This is a genomic window from Syntrophaceae bacterium (genome assembly GCA_013177825.1).
Classification (GTDB): Bacteria; Desulfobacterota; Syntrophia; order Syntrophales; family PHBD01; genus PHBD01.
In genome coordinates this window covers 142,963-169,486 of record JABLXX010000007.1, presented here as the reverse complement: position 1 = coordinate 169,486, position 26,524 = coordinate 142,963, and the positions used below count along the sequence as shown (strand labels likewise).

Genomic DNA, 26,524 nt, shown 5'->3' with positions numbered 1-26,524 from the left:
TGATGGTTTTTGAAGCTTTTTCCCAGCAGATATTTTCTGGCTTTGCTCTCGCTGGATATTACATTATGATAACTAGTTAAGTCCATGAGGCACCCTTATCACAGGTGCCAGCACAGGATCAATTACCTTCCTTTTTATTAAACAGAACCAGCCGCCGATCGGGGGTCGGATGACAGGAGGGGGACTTCCCTCGCGCTCAGGAGCGTTTTTTCGACCCTGCAGCGTCTCGCTCCGCTGCAAAGTCATAACTCGCGCCCAGGGGCGCTCAGACAGATGACTTTGCGGGCGCTTCGCTGCGACGGCAGGGTGCCCCGAAAAAGCCGCTATTCGCGCTCCGGGAAGCCCCCGTGGCAGCCCCCGCGCCATCACCCTCTAAACCGCAGGTAGTGCCCGAGCGGGCTGTTAAAAAAAATGCCCGGATGCAAGGCCCCCGAAATCCTGAACCATGAGTCGTACCCTTTGAGGATGAAAGGAAGGTTTTCATGGACGCCTACGAAAAGCTGCGGACCGTTCTGGACGCCCATCCCACCGGGGCACCCCCGTCCCCTGCCATCGACCGGATCCTCCGGATCCTCTTCACGCCCGGGGATGCCGCGCTGGCCGCCACCATGAGCTTCTCGCCCCGGCCGGTTCCGGCGATCGCCGCGAAGGCCGGGCTGGATCCCGCCGAAGCGGAGCGGATGCTCGAGGCCATGGCGGACCGGGCCGTCGTCTTCTGCCGGGAGAAGGACGGGAAACGATCCTACGGGCTCCTGCCGACGATCCCGGGCCTCTTCGAGTTTCCTTTCATGAAGGGGAGGACACGTCCGGAGCACGAGGAACTGGCGAAACTCTGGGATGAATACCACCGGGAGGGCCTGGGGGCCTCCTTTTCCGGGAATCCGACCCCCGTCGCCCGGGTGATTCCCGTCGGCGAGTCCCTGGAGGCGGCGGGACGCGTCCAGCCCTACGAGGAGGTGGCGAAGCTGATCGGAGAAGCGGGATTCATCGGGCTCGGCCGGTGCGCCTGTCGCATCGCCGTGGGTGCCTGTGATTCGCCGACGGAGACGTGTCTCTTCTTCGATGCCCCCGCCCGGTTTCTCGTCCAGCGGGGATACGCCCGGGAGATCGGCCGGGTCGAGGCCCTCCGGGTCCTGGGTGAGGCCGAAAAAGCGGGCCTCGTTCACGTCAGCAACAACAGCGCCGACCGGCCGACCTTCCTGTGCAACTGCTGCCGCTGCTGCTGCACGATCCTCACCTGCAAGACCCAGCTCTCCCTGCCCAACGCCTTTTCGACAAGCGGCTTCCTCGCCCGGGTGGACGCGGATGCCTGCACGGGCTGCAGGATCTGCGCCGACGAGCGGTGCCCCGTGGGGGCCGCCGTCATGGAGGACGACATGGCGGTCGTTTCCGCGGAGGCCTGCATCGGCTGCGGCCTCTGCGTCACGGGCTGCCCCGCGGAGGCCATCGCCCTCGTGCGGAGGGAAAATCCCCCCGCTGTCTGCACCGACGGGCAGGAGATGGGGGCTCGTGTCCTGAAGGAAAAGGGGAAACTGGAGCGCTTCCTGGAGGTCATGAAGGGATAGCGCAGCCTGTGCAGGGTGCGGCGCTTTCTTTTGACAAGGCGACCGGTTTTCCGTACCCTGGCCGCAGCCAGGATCACAGCCGATCAGGAGGCGACCATGAAAAAGAGAAAAGCGGAACGGGATGTCGAAAAGACCGTGACCAGGGAGGCTTTTGTCCGGAAGCTCCGACGCCTGGCGGACGACGTTGAGGCGGGGAGGCCTTTCCGGATCCAGGTGGCCGGGGAGAAGCTGACCGCTCCGGCCTCCGCGGAGATCAGCATCGAACACGAGCGCGAAGGGGGCGTTGAAGAACTGGAGTTTCAACTCCGCTGGAAGAAGCGTCGCTGACCCCGGAATGCACCGTTTTCACGACACGGAGAACGTCCCTCCGTTCCCGGGCCGGTTTTATGCTGGAGAGGTTGTCATGGAAAGCCGAATCGCCGAGGCCGTCCGCCTGAAGATTCCGCCCGTGGGCCTCCTGTGGGCCGACGAGAAGCCGGACCGCGCCATGATGTTCCAGGCAGGGAAATGGGGCTGCGTCATGTGGCTCGTTGCCGCCGCGACCAAGGGCAAGACGGCGGCCTGCGACGTCACGACATTCGGATGCGTAGGCGGCGGCGTAGGCCTCGGGTTTGGTAACCAGTACCGGAACTTTCCCGACGGCGAGGAGGGGTTCTGCCACTTCCTCTCCACTGGGAACGCCGAACGGGAAGGGGGAAAGGAATTGGCCGAGCAGGTTCGCCCGTTCCTCCGGGACGAGGCCTTCGACCACTTCCTCCACGGCGAGCGTTACATCAAGGATCCCGCCCTGGTACGGCGCTTCCTGGCCAGCCTGCCCATGCGGGAGATCCCTGCACGGTACGTCGTGTTCAAACCCCTGGCGGACGTGGACCCCGAACGGGACAACCTCCGGACCGTCATCTTCTTCGCCGATCCGGACCGGCTCTCCGCCCTCGTAGTCCTGGCCAACTACGGCCGGGGGGACAACGAAAACGTCATCATCCCTTACGCCGCCGGCTGCCAGACCGTCGGCATCTATCCCTACCGGGAGGCCGAGTCCCCCCTCCCCCGGGCCGTCGTCGGGCTAACAGACCTCTCCGCACGGCTCTACCTCCGCCGCCAGCTCGGGGGAGACCTGCTGACCTTCGCCGTCCCGAAGGCCCTCTTCGAGGAGATGGAAGGCAACATCAGGGGCTCCTTCCTGGAGCGCTCCACCTGGCAGGGATTGCTGGAAGGCTGTTGAAAAAAGGCGTCTGCTGTGTTGCCCTTTTCCCGAAATCCGTTTTCCGGTGTCATCTTCCTTGAATTTCCCCCGCCGTTCCTGTACGCAGTACCTGTCGGTTTCCCCTGCCGCCCGTCGGGAGTAGCGCCCGGCTCGGCCGGGCCGGCCGTGCCCACCAATCGAAAGGAGGATGCAGATCCCATGAAACGAATGATGCTGATCCTGTTGTCCCTGGCCGTGGTTTCCTTCATGGCGGGATGCGGAGGGGGCGAAAAGCCCGCGGCGACCGGAAAGGGCGAGGCAAAGATGGAACTGAAGCTCGCCTCCATGACCCCGACAAGCCACACCTACAACCAGGGCGCGGCGAAGTTCGTCGAGCTGGTGAAACAGCGCTCGAACGGACGCATCGACGTCAAGATCTATCCGGAAGGACAGCTCGGCAAGGGCGAGCGGGAACTCCTCGAGGCGATCCAGCAGGGCACCATCGACGCCTATGTAGGCTCCACGGCTCCCCTCAGCGGCTTCAGCCCCTCCATGGGCATCCTGGACCTTCCTTTTCTCTTCCGCGATTATGCCCATGTGGACATGGTCCTCGACGGGGCCATCGGACGGCAGCTCATGGACGAGATCGAGAAGACCGGCATGAAGGGCCTGGCCTTCTGGGAAAACGGCTTCCGGAACCTCACGAATTCGAAGCTCCCCGTCAGAAACCCGGCGGATGCCAGGGGGCTCAAGATTCGCACCCAGGAGAACAAGATCCACATCGCCGCCTGGAAGGCCGTCGGCGTCAACGCCGTCCCCATGGCCTGGGGCGAGGTCTACGGCGCCCTCCAGCAGAAGGCCATCGACGGCCAGGAGAACCCGATTGCAGTCATCTACTCCGTCAAGCTGAATGAGGTTCAGAAGTACCTGACCCTGAGCCAGCATGTCTACTCACCGGCGATGCTCATTTTCAGCCTGAAGAAGTGGCAGACCTTCTCGAAGGAGGACCAGGATCTGCTCCTGAAGGCGGCCCTGGAGACGGCGGCCTACCAGCGAAAGCTGGGCCGTGACAACGAGGCGAAGCAGATCGCCGAGCTGGCCGAACGGGGCATGGCGGTCACAAAGGACGTGGACAAGGCGGCCTGGCTGAAGGCCATGAAGCCGGCCCTTGAGGAATTCATTCCCCAGTTCGGCAAGGACCGTGTGGACGCCATCCGGGCCGCGAAATAGCGGGAGTGGTGTTTTCCGTGTCTGCCCTGGCAAGGCTGAACGAGTGGCTCGCCCGGGCTGCGGAGGCGGCCCTCGTCGGTTTCATGGCGGTTATCGCCGTCATCGTTCCCTATGAGGTTTTCGGCCGCTACGTTCTGGGAGAAATGCCCGCCTGGTCCGGCGAGGCCGCGACGTTCGCCCTGGTCTGGGTCACCATGATGGGCGGCGCCGCCGGCCTCCGGCGGGGCTACCGCATCGGCATTACCGTTCTCTATGAAAAGCTGACCCCCGGAGCCGCCCGGGCCGTGCGCGTCGTCGCAGACCTGCTGGTCCTGGGGTTCTTCCTGGTCATGGCCGTCTACGGCCTTCAGCAGACGCTGATCAACATCCGGCAGACGTCGCCGGCCATGGAGCTTCCCATGGCCTTTCCCTACGCGGCCCTGCCCATTGGTTTTGTCCTGATGTTCCTCTTCACCCTGGAGGAGACGATCCGGATCCTCCAGGGTGCACCCCGGGAGGGCTGACCCGTGCTGGCGGCCTTCCTGATTCTCTTTGTCGTCCTGATCGTCCTTGGCGTTCCCATCGCCGTGGCCCTCGGAGGGTCTGCGCTGGGTTACGTGCTGTTTCAGGACGGCCTGTCGCTCACACTCCTGGTACAGACCGCCTTCGCCGGAATGTCCTCCTTTCCCCTCCTGGCCATCCCCCTGTTCATGCTGGCGGGGAACCTGATGAACGAGGGCGGGATCACGGAGGACCTGGTCCGCTTTGCCCGCCTGGCCATGGGCCATGTAAGCGGCGGCCTCGGACTGGCGACGATCCTGGCCAGCGCCATCTTCGCCGCCATCTCCGGCTCCGCCGTGGCGACGGCGGTGGCCATCGGGGCCGTCATGCTGCCGGCCATGCACACCGCCGGGTATGACGACGACGTCTCCGCCGCGGTGACGGCGACAGCCTCCTGCATGGGCCCCGTCATCCCACCCAGCATCCCCTTCATCATCTACGGCGTCCTCGCCAACGTCTCCATCGCCGCCCTGTTCCTGGCGGGGATCCTGCCGGGCATCATCCTTGGCCTGGCCCTGATGACCTACATGGTCCTCACGGCCCGCCGGCGGGGATATCCCCTCGGGGAGCGGACACAGATCGGGGAACTGGCGAAGGGAACCGTTCGGGCACTCCCGGCCCTGCTGATGCCGGTCCTCATCGTGGGCGGAATCCTGGGTGGGGTCTTCACGCCGACGGAGGCTGCGGGGGTGGCGGTGGTGTATGCCCTCGTCGTGGGGATGTTCTTTTACCGGAAGATCCGCCTGAACCGCCTGCCGGCGGTACTCCTGGCGGCGGGCCTGGAAACGGCGGTGGTGATGCTGCTCCTGGGGCTGTCGGAGCCCTTCGCCTGGGTCGTAGCGGTGGAGCAGGTCCCCCTGAAGGCCGTCGGCTTCCTGGCGGAGTGGAGCACGTCGCCGGTGGTTTTCCTGCTCCTGGTGAACCTGTTCCTCCTCTTGGTCGGGGTCCCCATGGAGACGGCGCCGGCTCTGACGATCGTCACGCCGGTTCTGGCGCCCATGGCCGAGAAGATGGGGATCGACCCCGTCCATTTCGGCGTCATCGTCTGCTTCAACCTCGTCCTGGGCCTCATCACGCCCCCCGTCGGAGGCGTCCTGTTTTCCATCTGCAGCATCTCCGGCCTCACCCTCGAGCGCCTGAGCCGGGCCATCTGGATCCCCTTCGCGATCGCCGTAGCGGTCCTTCTCCTGGTTACCTTCATACCCGCCCTGAGCACGATGATTCCGTCGGCGTTTTTTACCGGGAGACCTTAGCGCGCGGCCCGCGGGCACGGGTTTTGTAAAACCGCAGCGGAATGATAATGGCGAAGTAGGGAATCAGGTACATCGCCGCCACGGTGGGCTCCAGGGGCCCGAAGAACCGGGAGGCGAAGACGATGACCAGGACGTTGTTGATGTTGCCGGCGGCAACGGCGCCGGCGAGACGGTCTGCGACGGGACCCTTCCGGAAAAGAAGGCATCCCGGCACGGCGAAGAGGCCGCACAGCAGGGTCGCCACGCCCGTCGCCTCGATCAGAAGCGCCGGTTCCCGGCGGAAGAAGTCCGCGTATTGCGAGAAAACCCCGAGGTTGATCACGGCGAACAGCACCAGCGAGATCGGGTAGTTGAGCTTCAGGAGCGGCGGCAGCGTGCGCGGCGCCCAGCGCCTGAGAATCTCCACGGCAATGATGGGGATGAAGATCACCGTTGCCAGCATGCGGAGCATGGCGACGAAGGACAGAGATACGGACTGTCCCAGGAAAATCTCCACCAGGAGCGGGAGTGTGATGGGGACCAGGGGCGAGGTCGCTACGACCAGGACCATGACCAGGGCGCTGTTTCCTCCCACCACGGTGGAAATGAAAGGGGCCGTGACCCCCGTGGAGACAGCCGCCAGGAGGAGCGCCGAGGGGGCGTAAGATGGGGCGAGGAAGAGAAAGAGGAAGTAGATTCCCGCGGGCAAGAGCAGGAGCTTGAAGAGCGTGAACAGCGCGACCGCACTGGGCGACCGCTTGAGCAGAGCCCCGATTTCGTCCAGCCGGACCGTGAGGAAGCTCAGGAAGAAGAGGACCATCAGGAAATGCTGCGGATAGGGCTGAAACGCCGACCCGAGACGGGGGTAAAGGACGGCCGCCAGGATGGAGAGGTAGACGACCAGGAGGAGAACGTAATCCTTTGTGCGCAGCATGGCTTCCCGGATGCCGGCCCTTCGATTGCACCGTGTGGCGGAGGGCCGCGAGGCGACACTGTATCCGATCCCTCTCCGGTTGTCAGGCGGATATTTGGGTTCGCGAAGATGTTTCCCCGCCGCCAGGAATGTCGTCCGGCCTTTCCCGCAACGCCTCCGCCTTATCGGCAGCCATAAAAAACGGCGAACGGGCTTGTCCATAAATCCCGTTGCCCCTCGGTTGCCGAATAATGTAAAATCTCCAGTCAATGTCGTGCCGGGAGGAGGGACCATGAAGAGCGCCGTCATTCGCGCCACCGGCAGCCACGTGCCGGAGCGGGCCGTTTCCAACGAGGAACTGGAGCAGTTCTCCCCCGAGGCCCGGGAGATGATTTTCCAGAAAACGGGGGTGCGCTCGCGCAGGCAGGCCGCTCCCGGCGAATGCACCTCCGATCTGGCGCTCAAGGCGGCCGGGACCTGTCTGGACCGGGCCGGTTTCCCGGCGGAAGACCTTGACGGCGTCGTGGTGGCCACGTCGTCCCCGGACCGGATGCAGCCGGCCACGGCGACAAGGGTCCAGCACGCCCTTGGAGCCCGGAAGGCCTTCGCCTTCGACATCAACTCCGTCTGCTCCGGCAGCACCTTCGGCATCGCCCTGGCGGACGCCTTTCTCCGGTCCGGCCAGGCACGGAACCTTCTTCTCGTCGGCGCGGAGGTTTATTCGAAAATCACCAACCCCAAGGACTTTTCCTCATACCCTTTCTTCGGGGACGGCGCCGGAGCGGTCCTCTTCACGGGGGAAAACGATTCGGGCCGCGGTGTGCTCCGCTCCTGCATGCAGAGCGACGGCGGCCTCTCCGATGTGATCTGCGTTCCCGCCGGCGGGACGATGCTCCCCTACGAACGGATGACGTCTCCCCGGCAGGCCTATTTCCGGATGAAAGGGGTCGACGTCTTCGGCTTCGCCGTGGAGAAGGGGCCGGAGATCATCCGGCGGCTTCTGTCGGAGGCCGGCGTCACTCCCGGTGACGTGGCCGGATACCTGTGCCACCAGGCCAACATCAACATCATCCGCAAGATCGCCGCGGCGCTGGGGGTGCCGGAGAACCGGTTTTTCGTCAACATTCACAAGTACGGCAACACGGCGGGGGCCTCGGTCCTCATCGCCCTGGACGAGGCCCTGGCGGCGGGCACCGTCGGCCCCGGAGACCTGGTGGTGACGGTTTCGTTTGGAGGAGGGCTGTCGTGGGGGGCGAACCTGATCCGCCTGTGACGGGCCGTTGAAAAAGGGCTGTCTGCTTCGTCTCCCTCGTCCCTCGCAGCTCGACGTACGAAAAAGTACGCTTCGTTCCTCAGGATTTGCGCGCCTTGCCTGCGGGCTTTTTCAGAGGTCGCCTTAGGCATGTTTTGACGATGAGCGGGAACAGGAAAGAACCGTTTATGGCAATCTCCCTTGAAAATAATCGCGCGAGGTGAACACCCATGGATGAAATACTCCGGAAGATCCGGGCGGGTGTCCTGGAAACCTTCCCCGATGCAGAGGGCATCGAAATCACCCTCGATACGAAACTGGGCGACATCCCCGAGTGGGATTCCATCGCTGCGGTGAATCTGCAGACGTACCTTCAGGAAACCTTTCCGGTCCGCATCCCCCTGGACCTCATGAGCGACGAGACGACCATCGGGGAGTTGACGACGTTCATCGGCAAGCGTACGGCGAAGTAACGAACCGGACGACAGCCGGGCGGGGCGTGAGAAGCCCGGCCGGATTACGCGGGAGGGCGGCATGGACCCTTTCGGCATCACCGATGCATTCCAGAGCGTGGAAGGCTCCTGGCGGCGAAACTCGCGGGAGCTGAACGTCCGGATTCTGGATCTGATCGCCGATCTACAGCGGACTTCGATGGAGGAAGCCGTCCGGATCGCAGGCGTCTTCCCGCAAGGCCCGCCGGACGAAGGGAAACCCGGCGAATGCCTGCTGGAGACGGTCCGGCAGAACACCGAGACCGCTCGAAAGATCCATGGGCATTGCACCGCCTGGCTCCGGGACATGGTCGCTCGTGGACCCGGCCTCAGTGCCCGGGAGCGCGACCGTGCCGCCTTCTGGATCCGCCAGGTCATCCAGATCCTGTCGCCGGCCAATTTCTTCTGGACCAATCCGGCCGCCGTCCTCCGCTGCCTCAATTCCGAAGGCGGGAGCCTCCGCCGGGGAGTCCTCCGATGGATCGAGGATCAAAGCCGGGGCGAGTTCCTGCCTCCGATGGTGGACCGAACCGCATTCCGACCGGGGGAAAACATCGGAACCGCAGACGGCGTCGTGGTCCACCGGAACGAACTGATGGAACTGATCCAGTACCGCCCGGCGACGGACCGGGTTTACGCCGTTCCGCTGGTCTTCATCCAGCCTTGGATCAACAAGTACTACATCTTCGACCTGGAGGAGGAAACCAGCTTCGTCCGGTATCTCACCCGGAACGGCTTCACCGTCTTCATCACGAGTTGGAGGAATCCCGGCCCGGAGATGCGGGGCGTCACCCTCGACGACTACATGCTTCGGGGAGCCCTGGAGGCCGTCCGGGCAGCCCGGTCCATCTGCCGGGTCCCGGCGGTTCACGCTGCGGGGTACTGCATCGGCGGGACGGTCCTGGCGGCCCTGATGGCCTGGCTGGCCGCGGGAAACCGGGGCGGGGGAGAGCCCGTGGCGGACTGGACCCTATTTTCCGCCCTGACGGACTTTTCCGAGCCGGGAGAGATGGGCTTCCTCGTGACCCACCGCTCCGTGTCCTTCGTCGAGGGCCTGATGGAGCAGAAGGGCATTCTGGACGCACGTCTGATCGACGCTTCCTTCCGGCTCCTCCGGGCGGACAGCTTGATCTGGCGGAACTTCGTGAACGGGTATCTCTACGGCTGCGATCCGCCGAAGTCGAACGTCCTGTACTGGAACAGCGACTCGACGAATCTCCCCGAGGCCATGGCCTCCCTTTATCTTCGGAAATTTTACCTGGAGAACCGTTTCGCCGAGCCGGGCGGCCTCGTCCTGGGCGGCCGTCCTCTCGACCTGGGGCGGGTCGGGAACCCGCTCTACGTCGTGGGAGCCCTGCTTGATCATATCAGCCCCTGGCGGGGCGCCTTCCGGACGTGCCGCCTGACGGGCGGACCCGTCCGATATGTTCTGGCCGGGGACGGCCACATTACGGGAATCGTGAACCCGCCGTCGGAATTCGGGAAGAAACGCTACTGGGCAGGCGAGGACGGCCTGGACGGCGAACCGGACACCTGGCTTGCGGGGAGGGAGGAGCGGCCGGGTTCATGGTGGGAGGACTGGACGGAATGGCTCGCCCGGCGGAGCGGACCTTCCGGTCCGCCGCCGCCCCTGGGCAACCGCCGCCATCCCGCCCGGGAGAAGGCTCCCGGGACGTATGTTTTCGGGTGATTCCCGCGCCCGGGTTTAGCCCGTCAATCCCCTGTACACTTTTTCATTCAGCAGAGTGGGGATCCCAAGCTCTTTTCCCGCCCGGACGATGTAGCCGTTGAACAGCTCGATTTCCGTCGGATTTCCTTTTTCGAAGTCCAGCTGCAGGGACGTCTTCGTCGCCGGGGGAAAGCCGGCCACCTTGGCGAGGGACGCCTCCACGATGTCTCCCGGGAGGGCGACGCCCTTCGCCCGGGCGACGGCCTCCACCTCCTCCATGAGTCCCTTCAGGAGCGCCCGGCTCTCCGGGTCCTCCATGATTTCCCCGAAGGTCTTCTTCGTGAGCGCCGTGAGGCCCGCGGAGGGGCAGATGAAGATGTACTTCGTCCAGAGGGGGACCAGCGGCTGGTCCGTCAGCATCGCGTTGACAAGGGCGTTCTTGAACAGCGCCTCGATCGGCCGGAAGGGCTCAATATTCCCGTCCCGGGGTCCGAAGACAATCTGGTGAGCCGGGCTGACCTGTTTGATCTTTCCCGGACCCTCGACAAAGGCGGAAACGTATACGAGGCCTTCCAGGACATTGGCCGTCGGCAGAATCACCTTGAGCCGGTCGGCGATGTCCACGCCGTTGAGGAGCGGCACGATCGCCGCTTTCTCCCGCAAGGCGCCTCTGAGCTGGACAGCGGCCGCCTCCAGCGAATAGCCCTTGACGCAGAAGAGAACCAGGTCCAGCGTTCCCGCCTCTTCGGGTCGGTCCGTCGCCAGATCCGGCCGGACTGTGAAGGTCCCGTCCACAGCGGCCAGGGTCAGCCCATCCTTCCTGATCGCCTCCAGATGGACCCCCCGGGCGAAGAAGACGACCTCGTGTTCTCCCTTTCCGGCGTATGCTTCAGCCAGTCTCGCGCCGAAGACGCCCCCGACGCCTCCCAATCCCATCACTGCGATTCTCATGGTCCATCCCCTCCCTGATCGGGTGTTTTTCCGTCTCTTGGAATGTGCTTCCTGTTTACCACAAGGCAGGCCGCATGGCACCGGAAATTCGGATGTCTTTCCTGTTGCAAACGGCGGCGTCATTGGCGATATAATCGGCACCTTTCGGGACATCGATTGCCGGAGCGTGGAGCCGGATCCACCCGCGGGAAAGCGTTCCGCACGGTGGTGCATCCTGGTAAGGAACAAGGAGGGAACATGAACCATAAAGGAATCTGGATCATCGTCGGAGCCCTGGTGCTGGCCTTTTTCTGCGGCGATGCCCTTGCGGCGCCGGGCAGGCTCACGGTTACGCACGGAAAAGCCGTGACATACATTTGTGAAAGCGGGGATCGTGTGCAGGCCGTATACTACCAGCTGTCCGACGGCAGCCTCGCCTTCGTGAAGGTCCGCCTGCCCGACGGGAAGGAGTACACGCTGCCCCAGGCGCTTTCCGCCTCCGGTTCCCGGTACACCGATGACCGGGAGCTGATCTGGTGGATCAAGGGGGATTCGGCCTTTGCGGAGGCGCGGGACGCCGGGGGTGAGTGGACGCCGAAATACCAGGACTGCCGAGTGACGGACGAAGGGAAGGGATCCCGGAAAGCCGCCCGGCGCCCCTAGCTGTCGGACAGGCTTGCCGGCGAGATTCGGAATTCGCCGGATCCGGGAAAACGGATCCGCCCGGGTCCGAAGTGTCAAACTGCCTCCCGGATCGGTCGGACAGAAGAGCGGCCGAAAGCCAGGAATTCCTTGACTTCCCGGCCTCCTTCCCGTAGGATTCCTGAAAATTCAAAGAGAAACGGGACGTTCCATGTATTCCAGAAAAGTTGTCATCCGCTATACGGCGGACAATGTCGAACAGCCCATCATCTGTCACCTCGTCAAGCAGTACGACCTGGAGTTCAATATCCTCAAGGCCCGAATCTTTCCCCGCCGGGACGGCATGATCGTCCTGGAGTTGGGCGGTGAGAAGGAGAATTTCGACGCGGGGATCCAGTTCCTGCGGGAGAAGGGCCTGAAGGTGGAGCCCCTTTCCAAGAGCGTCAACCAGAACAGGGACCGGTGCGTCCACTGCGGGGCCTGCACGTCCTTTTGCCCTACCGGCGCCCTGGCGTTTGAAGCGGCATCGGCAAAGGTGGCCTTCGATGCGGAGAAATGCAACGGCTGCGAGCTTTGCGTGTCCGCCTGTCCTGTCCGGGCCATGGAGGTGGACCTGCTGTAAGGCCGGCCGGGATCGGATCTTCCGGACCGTGCGGGGGGGATGATCCGGCCGTCTCATCGCCGGGAAGCATCCCGCTCTTTCGTTACCGGACGCTCGCCGGCGGTTCCGTTTCCTTCCCGTCGCTGTTGAAGGCGCGTCCGACGCCCTCGGTCACTTCCTTTCCCTTCCGGTAGACGTCCTTGCCCTTTTCGTACACCTTTTTGCTTGTGTCAAAGGCTTCTGCTGCCTGCAGCTTCGTCTTCTGGATCAGGCCGTGGAGGTCTTTCGTGCCCTGGAGGTAGAAATACCCTGCCATAACGAGGAGGACGAGGACGACGACAAGGGCCACCTTCAGGAGCTGCTTGAAAAGAAAATAGAGAAGAATCAGGCAGACAAGGATCAGCGCCATCAGAGCGATGGGGTGGGTTGACAGGTAGTGGCTAATGCCTTCCATGAAGGGGCCTCCTTGTGAAGTCGTGGCATTCTAATGCAGATGCGCCGAAATTTCCAGGGGTCGTTTGATCTTGACAAAGGGGGGCCGCCGCCGTAACAGGGGGCGATTCCCGAAACGGATAAAAACCTGGGCCGGCGGACCGGGTGCCGGTTGCGATCTCGTGCGAGCGGAACGGCGACGAACCCCGTGACTGCATATCCCGCGTCTCTCCGGAAGCGCCTTCGGAGGGGTTGGCGAGCCGGCGGCAGCGGTTTTGGGGAAGGAGAACGGCGGAGCGGGATGACGGAAGCGAAGAAAAGGACGGTGGCGCTGGCCACCCTGGGCTGCAAGGTGAACCAGTGCGAGACGGCAGCCGTTGAGGAGGCCCTTCGGGAGGCGGGCTTTACGGTGGTTCCCTTCCCGGGGCCGGCGGACGCCTTCGTGATCAACACCTGCACCGTCACGGCCCGGACGGATTTCCAGTCCCGCCAGCTGATCCGGCGGGCCTCCCGGGCCAATCCGGAGGCAGCCGTCGCGGTTACCGGCTGCTATGCCCAGTGCCGTCCGGAAGAAATCCGCCGGATCCCCGGCGTCCGGCTGATCGCCGGGAACGGTGAGAAGGAGCGTCTTCCGGAACTCCTGAAGGCGATTCTCCGGGAAGGATGCCCCGCGGGGAAGGAACCCTCCGTCGAGGTGGGCGATATCCTGAACTGCCGGGAGGCGGGCCGTCTCTGGGCGGGATCGTTTCCCGGCCATACCCGGGCGTTCCTGAAGATTCAGGACGGCTGCGATGCGGCGTGCAGCTACTGCATCGTTCCCCGGGCCCGGGGCCCCGTCCGCAGCGTTCCCTACCCGGAAGTATTGCGTCGCCTCCGCCAACTGGCAGAAGCGGGATACCGGGAAGTAGTCCTGACGGGAATCCATCTGGGGGCTTACGGTCGGGACCTGCATGGGTGCGGTGATCTGACGGATCTGCTGACACGGACCGAGGACGAAGGCATCGTGGACCGCCTCCGTCTCAGCTCCATCGAGCCCGGGGAAGTCACCGACCGGATGCTGGCGCTGCTTCGCCGGGGAAGGCGCCTGTGCCGCCACCTGCATGTCCCGCTTCAGAGCGGCGACGACGGGATCCTGCGGGCGATGAACCGGACGTACGATCGTGAGTTCTATCGGACGCTGGTGGAAAAGATCGCAGAGGAGGTTCCCGACTGCGCCGTCGGTGCCGACGTAATGGCGGGCTTCCCCGGGGAGAATGTCGGAGCGTTTGCGAATACGGTCCGCCTGATCGAAGACCTGCCCCTGGCCTACCTGCACGTATTTCCCTATTCCCGGAGGTCCGGGACACCGGCGGCGGACGATCCGCAACAGGTCGGCGATGGGGAGAAAAAGGCAAGGGCGGCGGTCCTGCGGGACTTGGGGAATCGCAAAAGAAGGGACTTCGCAGCCCGTTTCGTCGGGAAGGAAGTGGCGGTCCTCCTGGAGGACAGAAAAGACCGGGAGACGGGACTCCGGAAGGGGTTTTCCGGAGAATACGTGCCCGTCCTGGTAACCAACGGAGAAAAAAAGGATGTTAACCGGCTGGTTCCGGTGGTTCCGGTGGAAGCGCGGGAAGGAAGACTGGTGGGGGCAATCGGCGCCCCTGACCCGGCAGCGGCGGAACGCCCTGCGGGTGCTTGAAAAGAGTCTGGGACACTCCTTCGGAAACATTGAAGTTCTGAACGTGGCGCTGACGCACCGGTCCTATGCGAATGAAAACGCCTCCCTCGGCTGCGCCGACAACGAGCGTCTCGAATTCCTGGGAGACGCGGTGCTGCAGCTATGCACGAGCCATCTCCTGATGAGGCTGTTTCCGGGGGATGCGGAAGGCCATCTCTCGAAGCGCAGGACCTCCATCGTCAATGAGCGGCCCCTGGCGGAACTGGCCCGGCAGTTGAAGCTGGGTTCCTTCTTTCTTCTGGGAAAGGGGGAGGAGAACTCCGGCGGGCGCGTAAAGCCCTCCATTCTTTCGGATACCTTCGAAGCGGTCATCGCGGCGATTTACCTGGATGGCGGGTACCCGGCAGCGAACCGTTTCATCGAACGGTTCTTCATGCCGCTGATCCGGGAAGAGGGCCAGAGCCTAATCTACCACGACTACAAGTCGGACCTCCAGGAACTGGCGCAGGGCCGTTTTCGCTTTGTTCCCCGCTACGAACTGGTGGGGGAATACGGTCCGGACCACGACAAGACCTTCGAAATGGAAGTGACGGTGGCCGATGTCGTCTCCATCCGGGCCCGGGGGAAGAACAAGAAGGAGGCCGAGCAGGAGGCTGCCCGGCGCGCCCTCGATCTCCTGGCCCTCCAGGAAGGAGGCAGCGTCCCGTGATCATCCCGTTCTTCCTTCCCAATCGGGGCTGTCCCCAGCGCTGCCTTTTCTGCAACCAGTCGGTGGCCTCCGGCGAGACCCCGGGAGGCCTCCGGGAGGAGGGCTTTCACCGCCGGGTGAGGGCCGCCCTCGACGGGCTGGATGCAGGGAGAGAGAAACGGCCCGGGCGAATCCAGATCGCCTTTTACGGCGGGAACTTCACGGGGCTGTCCCCGGATCGCCGGGGGGAACTGCTCCGCTGGGCAGGTGAATATCTCCGACACGGGGATGTCGACTCCATCCGGATTTCCACCCGGCCCGACCACCTCGGCGGAGACATCCTCGGTGAGCTCTCGGCCCACGGGGTCGCCACCGTGGAGGTGGGCCTCCAGTCCCTGGACGACGGCGTCCTGGACCGGTCCCGGAGGGGGCACTCGGCCGACGACGGCGAGCGGGCCGTGGGCATGCTGAAGGAAAGGGGATTCGAGACCTCGGTCCACCTGATGCCGGGGCTGCCCGGCGACAGCCCCGCCGTCTTTGACGGGACGGTCCGCCGGACCGCGTCCCTGGGACCGGACATGGTGAGGATCCATCCCACGGTCGTCCTCCGGGGAACGGCCCTGGAGGAGGAATACCGGGCCGGGCGCTATCGCCCGCTGACGCTTGCCGAGGCGGTGGACCAATGCGCCGGCGCCGTCCGCCGGTTCTCCGCCGCCGGGATTCCCGTCATCCGCCTGGGGCTTCAGCCGACGCCGGGCATGACGTGCGGACACGACGTCGTCGCCGGCCCTTTTCATCCCTCTTTCGGATCCCTCGTCCATGAATCCCTGTTTCTTCGCGGGGCCGCCATTTTGCTGGAAAAGGCCTCCGGTATCCTCGGAGAGGCTCGCTTCCGGGCCGCCCCGGGAGACCTGTCCTTCTTCCGGGGGCAGCGAAATGCAAACACCCTTGCCCTCCGGGAGCGCTTCCGTCTCGCTTCGGTGACTGTCGAGGAAGACGCCTGCCAGACCCGGGGGATCCTGGTCCTGGATTCGGGCTCGTCCCCGTCGGCTATCGATTGCATGGGCCGGTCCTGAAGAGGTCTCCATTCGGTTCTCCCCGCTTTCTCCCCCGGCGTATTTTCTCTGCGCCCGAATGCTTCGCATCGGCATGCCTCTTGCAATTACTCCTGCAGTTGATTTTAAAATCAGGCCGGTATGTAGAATAAATAGGGCCTGAGAGTGTATCTTTCTTGACATAACGAGTTTCGCTGGCGATGGAATATTGACTATGGAGTCAATCCGTTGACGATGTGGATTGAGTCATTCAGCCCGCAGGACATCTGCCTGTTCCAGGGGCGATGTCGATGGATCAAACGGCCGTTCCAACAAGGGGCGGCTGGGAAAATGAACCGGGGATGTCCGGGGATGCCTGCCTCGCCTCCCCGATCAGCCGAAAAATAACCACCGGATGATACCTCCGGCATGCGGGAGCCCGCTGCCTGGAATAACCGCTGCGGCAGTTCAAATTCGAGTTGAGGAGGTTGCGATGGATCACGTTCTTGAAGGGTTGGGCTTATTCGGGATTATTGTCGGGATCTTGGTTTTCTGTCTCGGAGGTTTGCGGGTCGTCTTCGGAAAAAAGCGGCCCACGAAGATGTACGCGGTCGTCGTTCCGGCGGTACTGGCCGCGTGCATGTTCTTTTATATTTTCGGCCGGCTGGGGATTGCGACTTCACTGACGGGATCCCTGGTGGCGATTGCCATTGCCGGCGGCTTCATGCTCGTTTTCTTTATCTTCGTCGGCAAAAAGAAGGCGGTGCCGATCATTGGCTCCGTCTACGGCATCGTGCAGGGAGTCGAGGAAATCATCGTTGGGACCGAACAGATGACGTCGTCCAGCTCCGCCCTCGCGGAGGGGGCCAGCGAGCAGGCTGCGGCCATCGAGCAGACGTCGGCATCCCTCGAGGAGATGACGTCCATGACGGCCCAGAACGCCCAGAATGCAAACCAGGCAAACATCCTGATGTCGAAGGACACAAGGGAAAGCTACGGGATCATGGAGAAAAAGATGAATCTGATGCACGAAGTCGTTCTTGCCAGCGTCAGGGCGGGCGAAGAAACGGCGAAGATCATCAAGACCATCAACGAGATTGCCTTTCAGACGAACCTCCTGGCCCTGAACGCCGCCGTCGAGGCGGCCCGGGCCGGTGAAGCGGGAGCGGGTTTCGCCGTCGTGGCCGAAGAGGTCCGCAGCCTGGCCCTGCGCTCCGCCACCGCGGCGAGGAACACCGAAGACCTGATCGCCGACTCGACGGGAAAAACGCGCCAGGCCTCGTCTCTCTTCGACGAGATCAACAAGGAGCTTGCGCGGAACCGGGACATCGCGATGAAGGTGACGGATCTGATCGGACAGGTTGCCGAGGCCTCCAAGGAGCAGGCGCAGGGGATCGAGCAGATCAACCGTGCCGTGGCGGAGATGGACAAGGTCGTCCAGCAGAATGCCGCCACCGCAGAAGAGTTCTCCGCCGTGACCGAGAAAATCAAAAGTCAGGTCGGCAACATCCATGGATACGTCGATGTCGTCAAACCCATCCTCGGGGAGGAGATCATCATGGCCATGGGGGAAAACACCGGTGCACCGGGCGGGCCGATGAGGGATGAGGACCCCGCCTTTCTGGTGCGGACCGGGGCAAGCCCGTTGAGCCTTCCGGCAAAGGTTTGAATATGCGGGCGTAGATCCTGCCCGGGGCGGCCTCTGGTCCGATGGCGAAACGGATTTCAGGGGCCGTTCTGAACGGCAGGCATGCTGCCGTACGGAGTCGGGACCGGCTGAGGAATCAGCCGGTCTTCCGCATTCAGGGGGATTTCGCCGAAAGCCGTTCTTCCGTGTTTCCTGATCGCCTTCCGTATGCTATGAGCACCCTATGGAAGAATGTCCTCCCTTCAAGTCCGGTTTCATCGGCATCATCGGCCGGCCCAACGTGGGCAAGTCCACCCTCCTGAACACTGTCCTGGGGGAGCGCCTGGCCATCACCACGCCCAAGCCCCAGACGACACGCAACCGGATCATGGGGATCCACACGGACGCGCGGGGCCAGTTCATCTTCCTGGATACGCCGGGAATCCACCGGGGCGACAACCCACTCAACCGGTCCATGGTGTCCGCCGCCCGAGAGACCTTCCGCTCCGCCGATATCCTCCTGCTCCTGGTGGAGGCGCCCCGCATCGACAGGAACGACCGGGAGATCATCGTGTCCCTGGCAGAGCTGTCCCTGCCGGTGATCCTTGGAATCAACAAGATCGATACGATCCGGAAACCTCTCCTCCTGCCGCTCATGGACGAGGCCCGGGGGCTGTATCCGTTTCGGGGGATCGTTCCCCTGTCGGCCCGGAGCGGCGACGGAATCCCGGTTCTCCTGGAGGAGATCCGGGCCCTTCTGCCGGAAGGCCCGCCGCTCTTCCCGGAGGACACCCTGACGGACCGTCCGGAGCGCTTCATCGCCGCCGAGATCGTCCGGGAGAAGATCATCCTCTCCACCCGGCAGGAGATTCCCTATGCGTCCGCCGTCACGGTGGACACCTTCAAGGAAGAGGCAGGGCGGCGGCTGATCCGGATCCAGGCCACGATCCATGTGGAAAAGGAATCGCAGAAGGCAATCCTCATCGGCCGCCGGGGAGCCATGCTCAAGGAGATCGGCACCCGGGCCCGGCAGGAGATGGAACGCTTCTTTGACTCCCGGATTTTCCTGGAACTGTTCGTCCGGGTTCAGAAGGACTGGACGCGGGATCCCCGGGCTCTCCGGGAGTTCGGGTACTCCGAGGAGGAGGGATAGCCGCACGGGGGAAAGAGTCCGCCGATGAACTGGCGCGAACGGATCGTCGACGCCCTGGGCCTTAAGAAGAGCATGGTCGCCCTGCTGTCCATGGTCGTCCTCGTCGGCCTGGGAGAAAAGATGGCCGAGCGGTTCCTGCCGCTCTACCTCCTGGCCCTGGGAGGGGGCATCCTGTCCGTCGGGATCCTGAACGCGATGGACAATTTTTTGTCGGCCCTCTACTCCTTCCCGGGGGGCTACCTGAGCGACCGCCTGGGGACCAAGCGGGCCCTCCTGGTCTTCAACCTGATCGCGATGTTCGGGTACGCCATCGTGATCCTTTTCCCCTACTGGCAGGCGGTGATCGTCGGATCCGTCTTCTTCCTGTCCTGGACGGCCATTTCGCTTCCCGCCACCATGAGCCTCGTCTCCCGGGTCCTGCCGGAGAACCGGCGCACCATGGGGGTTTCCCTGCATTCCCTGGTCCGGCGGATTCCCATGGCCCTGGGCCCCCTCCTGGGAGGACTCCTGATCGGTTTTTACGGAGAGAAGACGGGGATCCGACTGGCCTTTGGGGCTGCGCTGGTCCTGGGGCTCTTTTCCCTGGTCCTGCAGCAGGCGATGATCGAGGAGGATCCGGGGAGGGGGCGGGGGGAGAAGCGTCCCTCCAGGCTCTGGCGGTTCATGAGCCCGTCCCTGAAAAACCTCCTCGTCTCCGACATCCTGATCCGCTTCGCCGAACAGATTCCCTATGCCTTCGTCGTCGTCTGGTGCGTGAAGAACAACGGCATCAGCCCTTTCCAGTTCGGGATTCTCACCGCCGTGGAGATGGCCGTGGCGGTCCTGGTGTACATCCCGGTGGCGTACCTGGCGGACCGGAGCGCAAAGAAGCCCTTCGTGGTGATCACCTTCTTCAACTTCACGGTCTTTCCCCTGTTTCTTCTGTTCTCCACGTCGTTTCCCATGATGGTGGCGGCCTTCGTGATCCGGGGGCTGAAGGAGTTCGGGGAGCCCACGCGAAAGGCGCTGATCATGGATCTGGCCCCGGAGGACCGGAAGGGGGGGATGTTCGGCCTGTACTACCTGGTCCGGGACGTGGTCGTCTCCGGGGCCGCCCTCGCCGGGGCCTTTCTCTGGAAAGTGTCGCCGGAGGTCAACCTGCTGACCGCGACGGCCTGCGGTCTCCTGGGGACGGTCTATTTCTCGATCTTCGGCCGTGATCTTGGCGCGGCCGCTCCGGTGTCGCCGTCTCATTGACGGATTGCGAATGAGGAATCCCGCATCATGAAAAAAAGAGCTTTATGGAAAAAGGTTTCCCGGACCATATGCTTCCTGTCTCTGGCATGCCTTCTAATCCAGTGTTCCTTTCCGGGCGCGGTTTTGTGGGACAGCGGCGAAACGAAGACGGGTCGGCTTTCTCGAGAGATGGAAACGCTCATTTCCCGCGTGGAGGAAAAGCGGGCGAATGCTTCCGTTTCCGGAGGAAAACTCCGTATTGCCTACCCCTATGACGGATCTCTCTTTCCCCCGGAGATCGCCTCTCCGACGATCAAGTGGACCGATAAAGATCCCCGGTCGCGGTTCTGGCTGGTTGCGTTCCGGTTTGAAGGCGGGCGGCCGTCCATTTTCCTGCTGACGGAGAAGCGGTCCTGGACGCCCGGGCGGGAGACCTGGGAAGCCGTAAAGGATCATTCAAAGGAAAAGGCGGCGACACTGACCGTAACCAGCCTCCCGGACCGCGAATCGGGAGACGTTCTGTCCGAGCACACCGTTTCCATCGGCACGTCCAGAGACCCCGTGGGCGACTCCGTCTTCTTCCGCCAGATTCCCCTTCCGTTTGCCGTTGCCAGCAGGAGCTTCGAGAAGACCCGCTGGCGCCTGGGTGACATCTCCTCGTACGGGAAACCGGCGACCGTCATGACGGGCATCTCCGTCTGTGCCAGCTGCCATGCCGTCTCTACCGACGGGAAACGAATCAGCATGGAATACAACTACGGGGACGACAACGGCGCCCAGTTCATCACGGAAGTGCGCAAGGACATCGTTCTCACGAAAAAGGACATCTTCACCTGGAGCGATTTTCCGAGGACGGGTGTTATCCCGCCGACGCGGGGCCTTTTCGGCCGGATGTCCCCGACGGGCCGGTATACCGCCGCGTCGGTGAACGAGATTTCCTACGCCGCCGTGATGGACGACCTGGACTACTCGCAGCTTTTCTTTCCGACCTTCGGCGTGCTTGCCGTCTACGACTCCGGGAGCGGCTCCATCAAACTGCTTCCCGGCGCCAGCGATTACAGCTATGTGCAGGCGAATCCGGCCTGGAGCCCCGATGAGAAATACATCCTTTTCTGCCGGGCCAAGGCGAAGAACGAAGTGCACGCCAACATCCTGAAGGTGACGACGGTCTTTGAGAAGAGAAGCATTCACGAATTGAACCGGCTCTTCAACATCCGGTTCGATCTCTACCGGGTTCCATTCAATGGTGGCGGCGGTGGCACTGCTGAACCCCTGGAGGGGGCGTCCGGCAACGGCATGAGCAATTACTTTCCCCGCTACTCGCCGGATGGGAAGTGGATCGTATATACCCGGAGCCGGTCGGGGATCATGCTCCAGCCCGACAGCGAGCTCTGGATCGTTCCGGCCGGGGGAGGGAAGGCGCGGCGGATGCGTTGCAACCGAGAAATCTTCAATTCCTGGCACAGCTGGTCGTCCAGCGGCCGGTGGCTCTTGTTCAGCTCCAAGGCGAACGGGCCCTACACGGAGATTTTTGTCACCCACGTGGACAAGGATGGAAACGACACGCCGCCCGTTCTCCTGTCTCGTTTCAGCGACACGGGCTACGCGGCGAACGTTCCCGAATTTTTTCCCCTTCGCGCCGACGCGATCCGGAGCATCCGGGTGTTGGGTCCCTGAACGGTTGACATCCCCGGGGAATCCTGCTATGAGACCGACGCTCCTTAAATGGTTGTTTTCAGAAAGATTGCCGGTTTAATCCCATCTTCCAAGGAGGAGATCATGAAACGCATTGCACTGTTTGCGGTCGGGTTGCTGTTAGTGGCTTCCACCGCCATGGCTGCCGGTCCCGTGAAGATCGGCCTCATGGCGCCTCTCACCGGTCCCTGGGCCAGTGAAGGGCAGGAAATGAAGCAGGTCCTGGATCTCCTGAGTGCGGACCTGAACGCCAAGGGCGGGCTCCTCGGACAGAAGGTCGAAGTGATCGCCGAGGATGACGGCGGAGACCCGAAGACGGCTGCCCTGGCGGCACAGCGCCTGACCACGAAGGGTGTGGCGGCGGTGATCGGGACATACGGTTCCTCCGTTACGGAGGCATCCCAGAACATTTACAATGAATCGAAGATCATCCAGATCGCCAACGGTTCTACGGCAGTCCGTCTTAGCGAAAAGGGTCTGAAGTACTTCTTCCGCACCTGCCCGCGTGACGACGAGCAGGGAAGGGTGGCCGCCCAGACCATCCAGAAGATGAAGGCCAAAAACGTAGCGATTCTCCATGACAACACCACCTATGCCAAGGGCCTGGCGGCGGAGGCGAAGGCGCTCCTGAAGGGCGTCAACATCGTCTTCTTCGACGCCCTGACACCGGGCGAGCGCGACTATACGGCGATTCTGACGAAACTCAAGGCGGCCAAGCCGGACGTCGTCTTCTTCACCGGTTACTATCCCGAGGCGGGGCTCCTGCTCCGGCAGAAAATGCAGATGAAGTGGAACGTTCCCTTCATCGGCGGGGATGCCCAGAACAACCCCGACCTGATCAAGATCGCCGGCAAGGAGGCCGCCAGCGGCTTCTACTTCCTCAGCACGCCGCTTCCCAAGGATCTGCCGACGAAGGAATCGAAGGCGTTCGTGGACACATACAAGAAGAAATACCGGAATGCTCCCAGTTCCATCTATGCGCTCCTGGCCGGGGACGGATTCCGCGTCATTACGGCGGCCATCAAGGAAAAGAAGTCGGTTGATCCGGATGTGCTGGCGGCATTCCTGAAGAAGGGCTTCAAGGACGACCGCGGCCTGACCGGGCGGATCGCATTCAACGCCAAGGGTGACCGGGTGGGCGAGCTTTACAGGGTCTACAAGGTCGACGCCAAGGGGAACTTCATCCTCCAGAAATAGCGCCCTGCCGGTGTGCCCGCTCGGATGCCTGCGGCCGGAGGTGCGGATTTGATGGAAAGGGCGGAAAAAGGGCGTCTCCTTTTCCGGGGTGTGATTTCATAGAGCAAAAGAGGGGTTCGGAGGGGCTGCGGTAAGAGCCGCGAAGGACCCCTTTTGCACGTCTGGTTCAGACGGTACAGCTCGAGGTACGCAGACGCCGCCGCTATCCCGCGGGAAAGGCGGCGGTTGCGGGAACGGATCGGTCGTGGAGGAGTTTTTTCAGCAGTTTGCCAACGGGCTTGCCGTGGGAGGGATCTATGCCCTGATCGCTCTGGGGTACACCATGGTGTACGGAGTGCTCAAGCTTATCAATTTCGCTCACGGGGACCTGTTTACCATCGGCGCCTACCTGGGGCTGACCGTTCTGGCCGCCCTGGGACTCACCGAATTCTACGGCGCCGTGATCGGCGTCCTCCTGGTAGCGATCATGATCATGGGGATGCTGGCGGCCATCGGGGCGGTCCTGGACCGGGCGGCCTATCGACCCCTGCGGGAATCGCCCCGCCTCTCGGCGGTGGTCTCCGCCCTCGGGGCATCCATCTTCCTCCAGAACCTGGTGATGCTTGTCTACGGAGCCCGTTTCCAAGTCTATCCTCTGGACATCCTGCCGTCCACCGCCGTTTCCCTGTTCCAGGTGGACATCCCGGTGGTGAAGATCATCGTCCTGGCCGCGTCCATCCTGCTGATGGCGGTCCTGTATCTCTTCGTCCAGCGGACCCGGATCGGGACGGCCATTCGGGCGGCCGCCATCGACCAGGGGGCGGCGAGGCTCATGGGGATCGACGTGAACCGGGTCATCCTGATCGTGTTCCTCATCGGCCCCGCCCTGGGCGGCGTGGCGGGTCTGATGGTGGGGCTCCTCTACGGGCAGATCAACTTCACCATGGGCTGGACATACGGCCTCAAGGCCTTTACCGCGGCGATCCTGGGCGGGATCGGCAACATCCCCGGGGCCATGGTGGGAGGTCTTCTCCTGGGGGTCATCGAGGCCCTCGGCGCCGCCTATATCTCGATCGCCTGGAAGGACGCCATCGCCTTCTGCGTCCTCATCGCAATCCTCATCGTCCGCCCCACGGGACTCCTGGGAGAACGGGTAGCGGAGAAGATCTGAGGAACCCGGGAGCGAAGGACGCATGAAGAACAGAAACGCCATCCTTTTCATCCTGTTTGCTGCCGTCCTGGCGACGTTGCCCCCGTTCCTGAACGCCTACTGGGTGGACGTCCTCAACGCGATCGGAATCTATGCCATCCTGGGACTCAGCCTCAACCTGATCGTGGGGCATGCAGGACTGTTCAACCTGGGCCATGCGGCCTTCTTCGCCATCGGGGCCTATACGGCGGCCATCCTCAACACGACCTTCGGCATTCCCATCCTGTGGCTCCTTCCCGTTTCCGCCCTGGCCGCCGGCCTTTTCGCCGCGGTGGTGGCCCGTCCCATCGTTCATCTCCGGGGCGATTACCTGTGCATCGTCACGATCGGCGTCGGCGAGATCGTCCGCATCGCCCTCGTCAACGACGTATTCGGGATCACCGGAGGGGCCAACGGGATTTTCGACATTTCACGACCATCGGTTTTCGGACTGACCATCCGGACGCCTTACGAATTTTTCTACCTGATCTGGTTCTTCCTGGGAGTCACCATCGTCCTGTTCCACTTCCTGGAGAACTCCCGATTCGGCCGGGCTCTCAACTACCTCCGGGAGGATGAGGTGGCGGCCGAGGGCAGCGGCATCCCGACGGCACGCTACAAGCTCGCAGTCTTCGCCCTGGGGGCCGCCTGGGCGGGAATGGTGGGATTGATCTTCGCCTCCAAGATGACGATCATCGCCCCCGAGTCCTTCAGCTTCTGGGAATCGGTCCTGATGTTCACGCTCATCATCCTGGGAGGAGCGGGAAGCATCCCCGGCGTGCTCCTGGGCGCCGCTCTCATCGTCGGAATCCCCGAGATCTTCCGGGATCTTGCCAACGCCCGGATGCTTGTGTTTGGCGCCGCCATGGTGGTGATGATGATCTTCCGCACGGAAGGGATCATTCCCCAGCGGCCCCGGGTTTACCGGCTTGAGGAAACTCCCGGGGAGGAACGGCCTTGACAGCCCTGCTCTCGCTTCAGGATCTCACCAAGTCCTTCGGCGGCCTCACGGCGGTGAACCGCGTGTCCTTCGACGTGGCGGCGGGAAGCATCGTCGGGCTCATCGGCCCCAACGGCGCCGGCAAAACGACCGTCTTCAACCTGATCACGGGCAACTACAAGCCCGACGCGGGCCGGATCCTCTTCGAGGGAAAACCCGTCAACGGCCTGCTTACCTCGAACATCGTGACCCTCGGCATCGCCCGGACCTTCCAGACGATCCGGCTGTTCCAGAGCATGTCCGTGCTGGAGAACGTCCTGGCGGGTTGCCACTGCCGCATGAGAGCCGGATTCATTTCGTCCATGCTCCGTACTCCGTCGCAGCGGCGGGAAGAGCGGGAGGCCGTGGCGAAGGCCTTGCGGGAGCTGTCTTTCGTCGGTCTCCACGAGCAAGTGAACCAGCTCTCCCGGAATCTGTCCTACGGGAATCAGCGTCTGCTGGAAATTGCCCGGGCGCTGGCGACGGAGCCCCGCTTCCTGATCCTGGACGAGCCGGCGGGGGGGATGAACGAGCAGGAAACGGCCCTGCTGGTGGGTCTGATCGGGCGGATCCGGGACCGCGGGATCACAGTGCTCCTCATCGAGCACGACATGTCCCTCGTGATGAAGGCCTGCGAGAAGGTCGTGGTGCTGGAAAACGGGGAGATGATCGCTGAAGGCACGCCGGAGCAGGTAAAGGAAGACCCCAAGGTCATCGAGGCCTACCTCGGAGTTGCGGAGGAAGGCTGACCCTATCTTACCCCCCTCCCCCTGGTGGAAGCAACCCCCTACTTTTGCTTCTTCAACGATTCACCAGCAGCAGGTTGGCGTCGCGGCTCCCCTTTTCGACGATATGACGGAGAAAGGATCGGTGCTCGGCGAAATCATAGCGAAGAAACGCATCCCGGACCTCCTCCGTTTCAGAAACAAAACGAATGGAAATGTTAAAGCCCTGTTTTTGCTCAACGGACCGGGTCACTTTTCCGTGTATCGTAAGCAGGACATGGGGCCGGCCGTAGAGGACCAGTTTCAGCTCAAGAAGCTCGCCGAGATCGAAGGGCTCAGGGGAAGAAAAACGCATGCCGTTTGCGCTCAGGTTCATGACCCGGAAGGACAGGGCTGTGAAGCCCCGCTGCTCGGGCACCAGAAGGCTCAGGATGGCCGAGAGCTTGCTGTCCAGGCGGGAGAGCACTTCGGCCAGTGATGCATTGTCCAGGGAGGGAGGCGTTGTGAAGTCCACAATAATGGGATCCTGTTCCACCCTTGATTTCAATTCCGCGGCCGGTTTTGCCTCGACGCGCCGCACGGCAATCGGCAGGTAGGTGTTGACCCGGGAATACCGACGCTGGTTCTGTACCTTTCTGGCTGGTTTCTTCTTCAAGAGAGTTCCTCCCTTGTGAAGCCTTTGGGGAAGCTCCTCCGGTGCGGGTTC

26 protein-coding genes are annotated in these 26,524 nt (G+C 63.0%); 22 read left to right on the top strand and 4 right to left on the bottom strand.

The genetic code is table 11. The features are described 5' to 3' along the window. The first annotated feature begins 482 nt into the window (after positions 1 to 482). The 6 genes from HPY65_15145 to HPY65_15120 all read left to right on the top strand — a co-directional run bounded on the left by HPY65_15145 (position 483) and on the right by HPY65_15120 (position 5,771). Positions 483 to 1,565 (top strand): 4Fe-4S binding protein, encoded by a 1,083-nt coding sequence (locus tag HPY65_15145; protein NPU85811.1) that lies wholly within the window; start codon positions 483 to 485, stop codon positions 1,563 to 1,565. A 96-nt stretch (positions 1,566 to 1,661) separates the two neighbouring features. Continuing rightward, positions 1,662 to 1,892 (top strand): amphi-Trp domain-containing protein, encoded by a 231-nt coding sequence (locus HPY65_15140; protein ID NPU85810.1) that lies wholly within the window; start codon positions 1,662 to 1,664, stop codon positions 1,890 to 1,892. Between the two features lie 76 nt (positions 1,893 to 1,968). Continuing rightward, entirely contained in the window at positions 1,969 to 2,787 is an 819-nt protein-coding gene (locus HPY65_15135) for a DUF169 domain-containing protein (protein ID NPU85809.1), read from the top strand. A 180-nt stretch (positions 2,788 to 2,967) separates the two neighbouring features. Beyond that, positions 2,968 to 3,978 (top strand): DctP family TRAP transporter solute-binding subunit, encoded by a 1,011-nt coding sequence (locus tag HPY65_15130; protein ID NPU85808.1) that lies wholly within the window; start codon positions 2,968 to 2,970, stop codon positions 3,976 to 3,978. 17 nt (positions 3,979 to 3,995) lie between these two features. Then, on the top strand, positions 3,996 to 4,481 hold the full coding sequence (locus HPY65_15125) for a TRAP transporter small permease (GenBank protein ID NPU85807.1): 486 nt from the start codon (positions 3,996 to 3,998) through the stop codon (positions 4,479 to 4,481). 3 nt (positions 4,482 to 4,484) lie between these two features. Beyond that, positions 4,485 to 5,771 (top strand): TRAP transporter large permease, encoded by a 1,287-nt coding sequence (locus HPY65_15120; protein NPU85806.1) that lies wholly within the window; start codon positions 4,485 to 4,487, stop codon positions 5,769 to 5,771. On the opposite strand, the gene HPY65_15115 is transcribed toward HPY65_15120, so the two are convergent. Further along, on the bottom strand, positions 5,755 to 6,684 hold the full coding sequence (locus HPY65_15115) for a bile acid:sodium symporter (GenBank protein NPU85805.1): 930 nt from the start codon (positions 6,682 to 6,684) through the stop codon (positions 5,755 to 5,757). The two genes, HPY65_15120 and HPY65_15115, sit on opposite strands and share 17 nt — an antisense overlap. A gap of 271 nt (positions 6,685 to 6,955) precedes the next feature. Here HPY65_15115 and HPY65_15110 point away from each other — a divergent pair, with 271 nt between their 5' ends. The 3 genes from HPY65_15110 to HPY65_15100 all read left to right on the top strand — a co-directional run bounded on the left by HPY65_15110 (position 6,956) and on the right by HPY65_15100 (position 10,096). Beyond that, positions 6,956 to 7,936: a ketoacyl-ACP synthase III gene (locus HPY65_15110; protein ID NPU85804.1), complete on the top strand. Its 981-nt coding sequence runs from the start codon at positions 6,956 to 6,958 to the stop codon at positions 7,934 to 7,936. 209 nt (positions 7,937 to 8,145) lie between these two features. Continuing rightward, entirely contained in the window at positions 8,146 to 8,388 is a 243-nt protein-coding gene (locus tag HPY65_15105) for an acyl carrier protein (GenBank protein ID NPU85803.1), read from the top strand. 61 nt (positions 8,389 to 8,449) lie between these two features. After that, on the top strand, positions 8,450 to 10,096 hold the full coding sequence (locus HPY65_15100; GenBank protein ID NPU85802.1) for an alpha/beta hydrolase: 1,647 nt from the start codon (positions 8,450 to 8,452) through the stop codon (positions 10,094 to 10,096). Positions 10,097 to 10,111: 15 nt separating this feature from the next. On the opposite strand, the gene HPY65_15095 is transcribed toward HPY65_15100, so the two are convergent. Beyond that, positions 10,112 to 11,026 carry a 2-dehydropantoate 2-reductase gene (locus tag HPY65_15095; GenBank protein NPU85801.1) on the bottom strand — a complete coding sequence of 305 codons (915 nt, stop codon included), beginning with the start codon at positions 11,024 to 11,026 and terminating at the stop codon, positions 10,112 to 10,114. Between the two features lie 237 nt (positions 11,027 to 11,263). Here HPY65_15095 and HPY65_15090 point away from each other — a divergent pair, with 237 nt between their 5' ends. Together HPY65_15090 and HPY65_15085 are read left to right on the top strand one after the other, a co-directional pair. After that, positions 11,264 to 11,668 (top strand): MliC family protein, encoded by a 405-nt coding sequence (locus tag HPY65_15090; protein NPU85800.1) that lies wholly within the window; start codon positions 11,264 to 11,266, stop codon positions 11,666 to 11,668. Between the two features lie 190 nt (positions 11,669 to 11,858). After that, positions 11,859 to 12,269, top strand: a complete 411-nt coding sequence (locus HPY65_15085) for a 4Fe-4S binding protein (GenBank protein ID NPU85799.1) — start codon at positions 11,859 to 11,861, stop codon at positions 12,267 to 12,269. Positions 12,270 to 12,351: 82 nt separating this feature from the next. Here HPY65_15085 and HPY65_15080 read toward each other — a convergent pair whose 3' ends face one another. Continuing rightward, complete coding sequence (locus HPY65_15080) at positions 12,352 to 12,702, bottom strand: hypothetical protein (GenBank protein ID NPU85798.1); 351 nt, start codon at positions 12,700 to 12,702, stop codon at positions 12,352 to 12,354. Positions 12,703 to 12,981: 279 nt separating this feature from the next. Between HPY65_15080 and mtaB the strand changes: the two genes are divergently transcribed. The 11 genes from mtaB to HPY65_15025 all read left to right on the top strand — a co-directional run bounded on the left by mtaB (position 12,982) and on the right by HPY65_15025 (position 25,842). Next, on the top strand, positions 12,982 to 14,358 hold the full coding sequence (mtaB, locus tag HPY65_15075) for a tRNA (N(6)-L-threonylcarbamoyladenosine(37)-C(2))-methylthiotransferase MtaB (protein NPU85797.1): 1,377 nt from the start codon (positions 12,982 to 12,984) through the stop codon (positions 14,356 to 14,358). Beyond that, the gene (gene rnc, locus HPY65_15070; protein ID NPU85796.1) at positions 14,351 to 15,046 is read left to right on the top strand and encodes a ribonuclease III; all 696 of its coding nucleotides are present in this window, start codon (positions 14,351 to 14,353) and stop codon (positions 15,044 to 15,046) included. Before mtaB ends, rnc begins: the two co-directional genes overlap by 8 nt. Further along, on the top strand, positions 15,043 to 16,101 hold the full coding sequence (locus tag HPY65_15065; protein ID NPU85795.1) for a radical SAM protein: 1,059 nt from the start codon (positions 15,043 to 15,045) through the stop codon (positions 16,099 to 16,101). The genes rnc and HPY65_15065 overlap by 4 nt, the downstream gene beginning before the upstream one ends. 373 nt (positions 16,102 to 16,474) lie before the next feature. After that, positions 16,475 to 17,728 carry a hypothetical protein gene (locus HPY65_15060; GenBank protein ID NPU85794.1) on the top strand — a complete coding sequence of 418 codons (1,254 nt, stop codon included), beginning with the start codon at positions 16,475 to 16,477 and terminating at the stop codon, positions 17,726 to 17,728. Positions 17,729 to 17,930: 202 nt separating this feature from the next. After that, positions 17,931 to 18,839 carry a GTPase Era gene (era, locus tag HPY65_15055; GenBank protein NPU85793.1) on the top strand — a complete coding sequence of 303 codons (909 nt, stop codon included), beginning with the start codon at positions 17,931 to 17,933 and terminating at the stop codon, positions 18,837 to 18,839. A 24-nt stretch (positions 18,840 to 18,863) separates the two neighbouring features. Further along, positions 18,864 to 20,075, top strand: coding sequence for an MFS transporter (locus HPY65_15050; GenBank protein ID NPU85792.1), 1,212 nt, complete (start codon positions 18,864 to 18,866; stop codon positions 20,073 to 20,075). Positions 20,076 to 20,243: 168 nt separating this feature from the next. Further along, positions 20,244 to 21,731: a hypothetical protein gene (locus tag HPY65_15045; protein NPU85791.1), complete on the top strand. Its 1,488-nt coding sequence runs from the start codon at positions 20,244 to 20,246 to the stop codon at positions 21,729 to 21,731. 102 nt (positions 21,732 to 21,833) lie between these two features. Then, on the top strand, positions 21,834 to 22,946 hold the full coding sequence (locus tag HPY65_15040; protein NPU85790.1) for a branched-chain amino acid ABC transporter substrate-binding protein: 1,113 nt from the start codon (positions 21,834 to 21,836) through the stop codon (positions 22,944 to 22,946). Between the two features lie 244 nt (positions 22,947 to 23,190). After that, the gene (locus HPY65_15035; GenBank protein ID NPU85789.1) at positions 23,191 to 24,096 is read left to right on the top strand and encodes a branched-chain amino acid ABC transporter permease; all 906 of its coding nucleotides are present in this window, start codon (positions 23,191 to 23,193) and stop codon (positions 24,094 to 24,096) included. A gap of 22 nt (positions 24,097 to 24,118) precedes the next feature. Further along, complete coding sequence (locus tag HPY65_15030; GenBank protein ID NPU85788.1) at positions 24,119 to 25,075, top strand: branched-chain amino acid ABC transporter permease; 957 nt, start codon at positions 24,119 to 24,121, stop codon at positions 25,073 to 25,075. Beyond that, entirely contained in the window at positions 25,072 to 25,842 is a 771-nt protein-coding gene (locus HPY65_15025; protein NPU85787.1) for an ABC transporter ATP-binding protein, read from the top strand. Before HPY65_15030 ends, HPY65_15025 begins: the two co-directional genes overlap by 4 nt. 52 nt (positions 25,843 to 25,894) lie before the next feature. Here the strand turns inward: HPY65_15025 and HPY65_15020 are convergent, their stop codons facing one another. Further along, a complete protein-coding gene (locus HPY65_15020) occupies positions 25,895 to 26,473 on the bottom strand; it encodes a PilZ domain-containing protein (protein NPU85786.1) in 579 nt (192 codons plus the stop codon). Positions 26,474 to 26,524 lie beyond the last annotated feature (51 nt).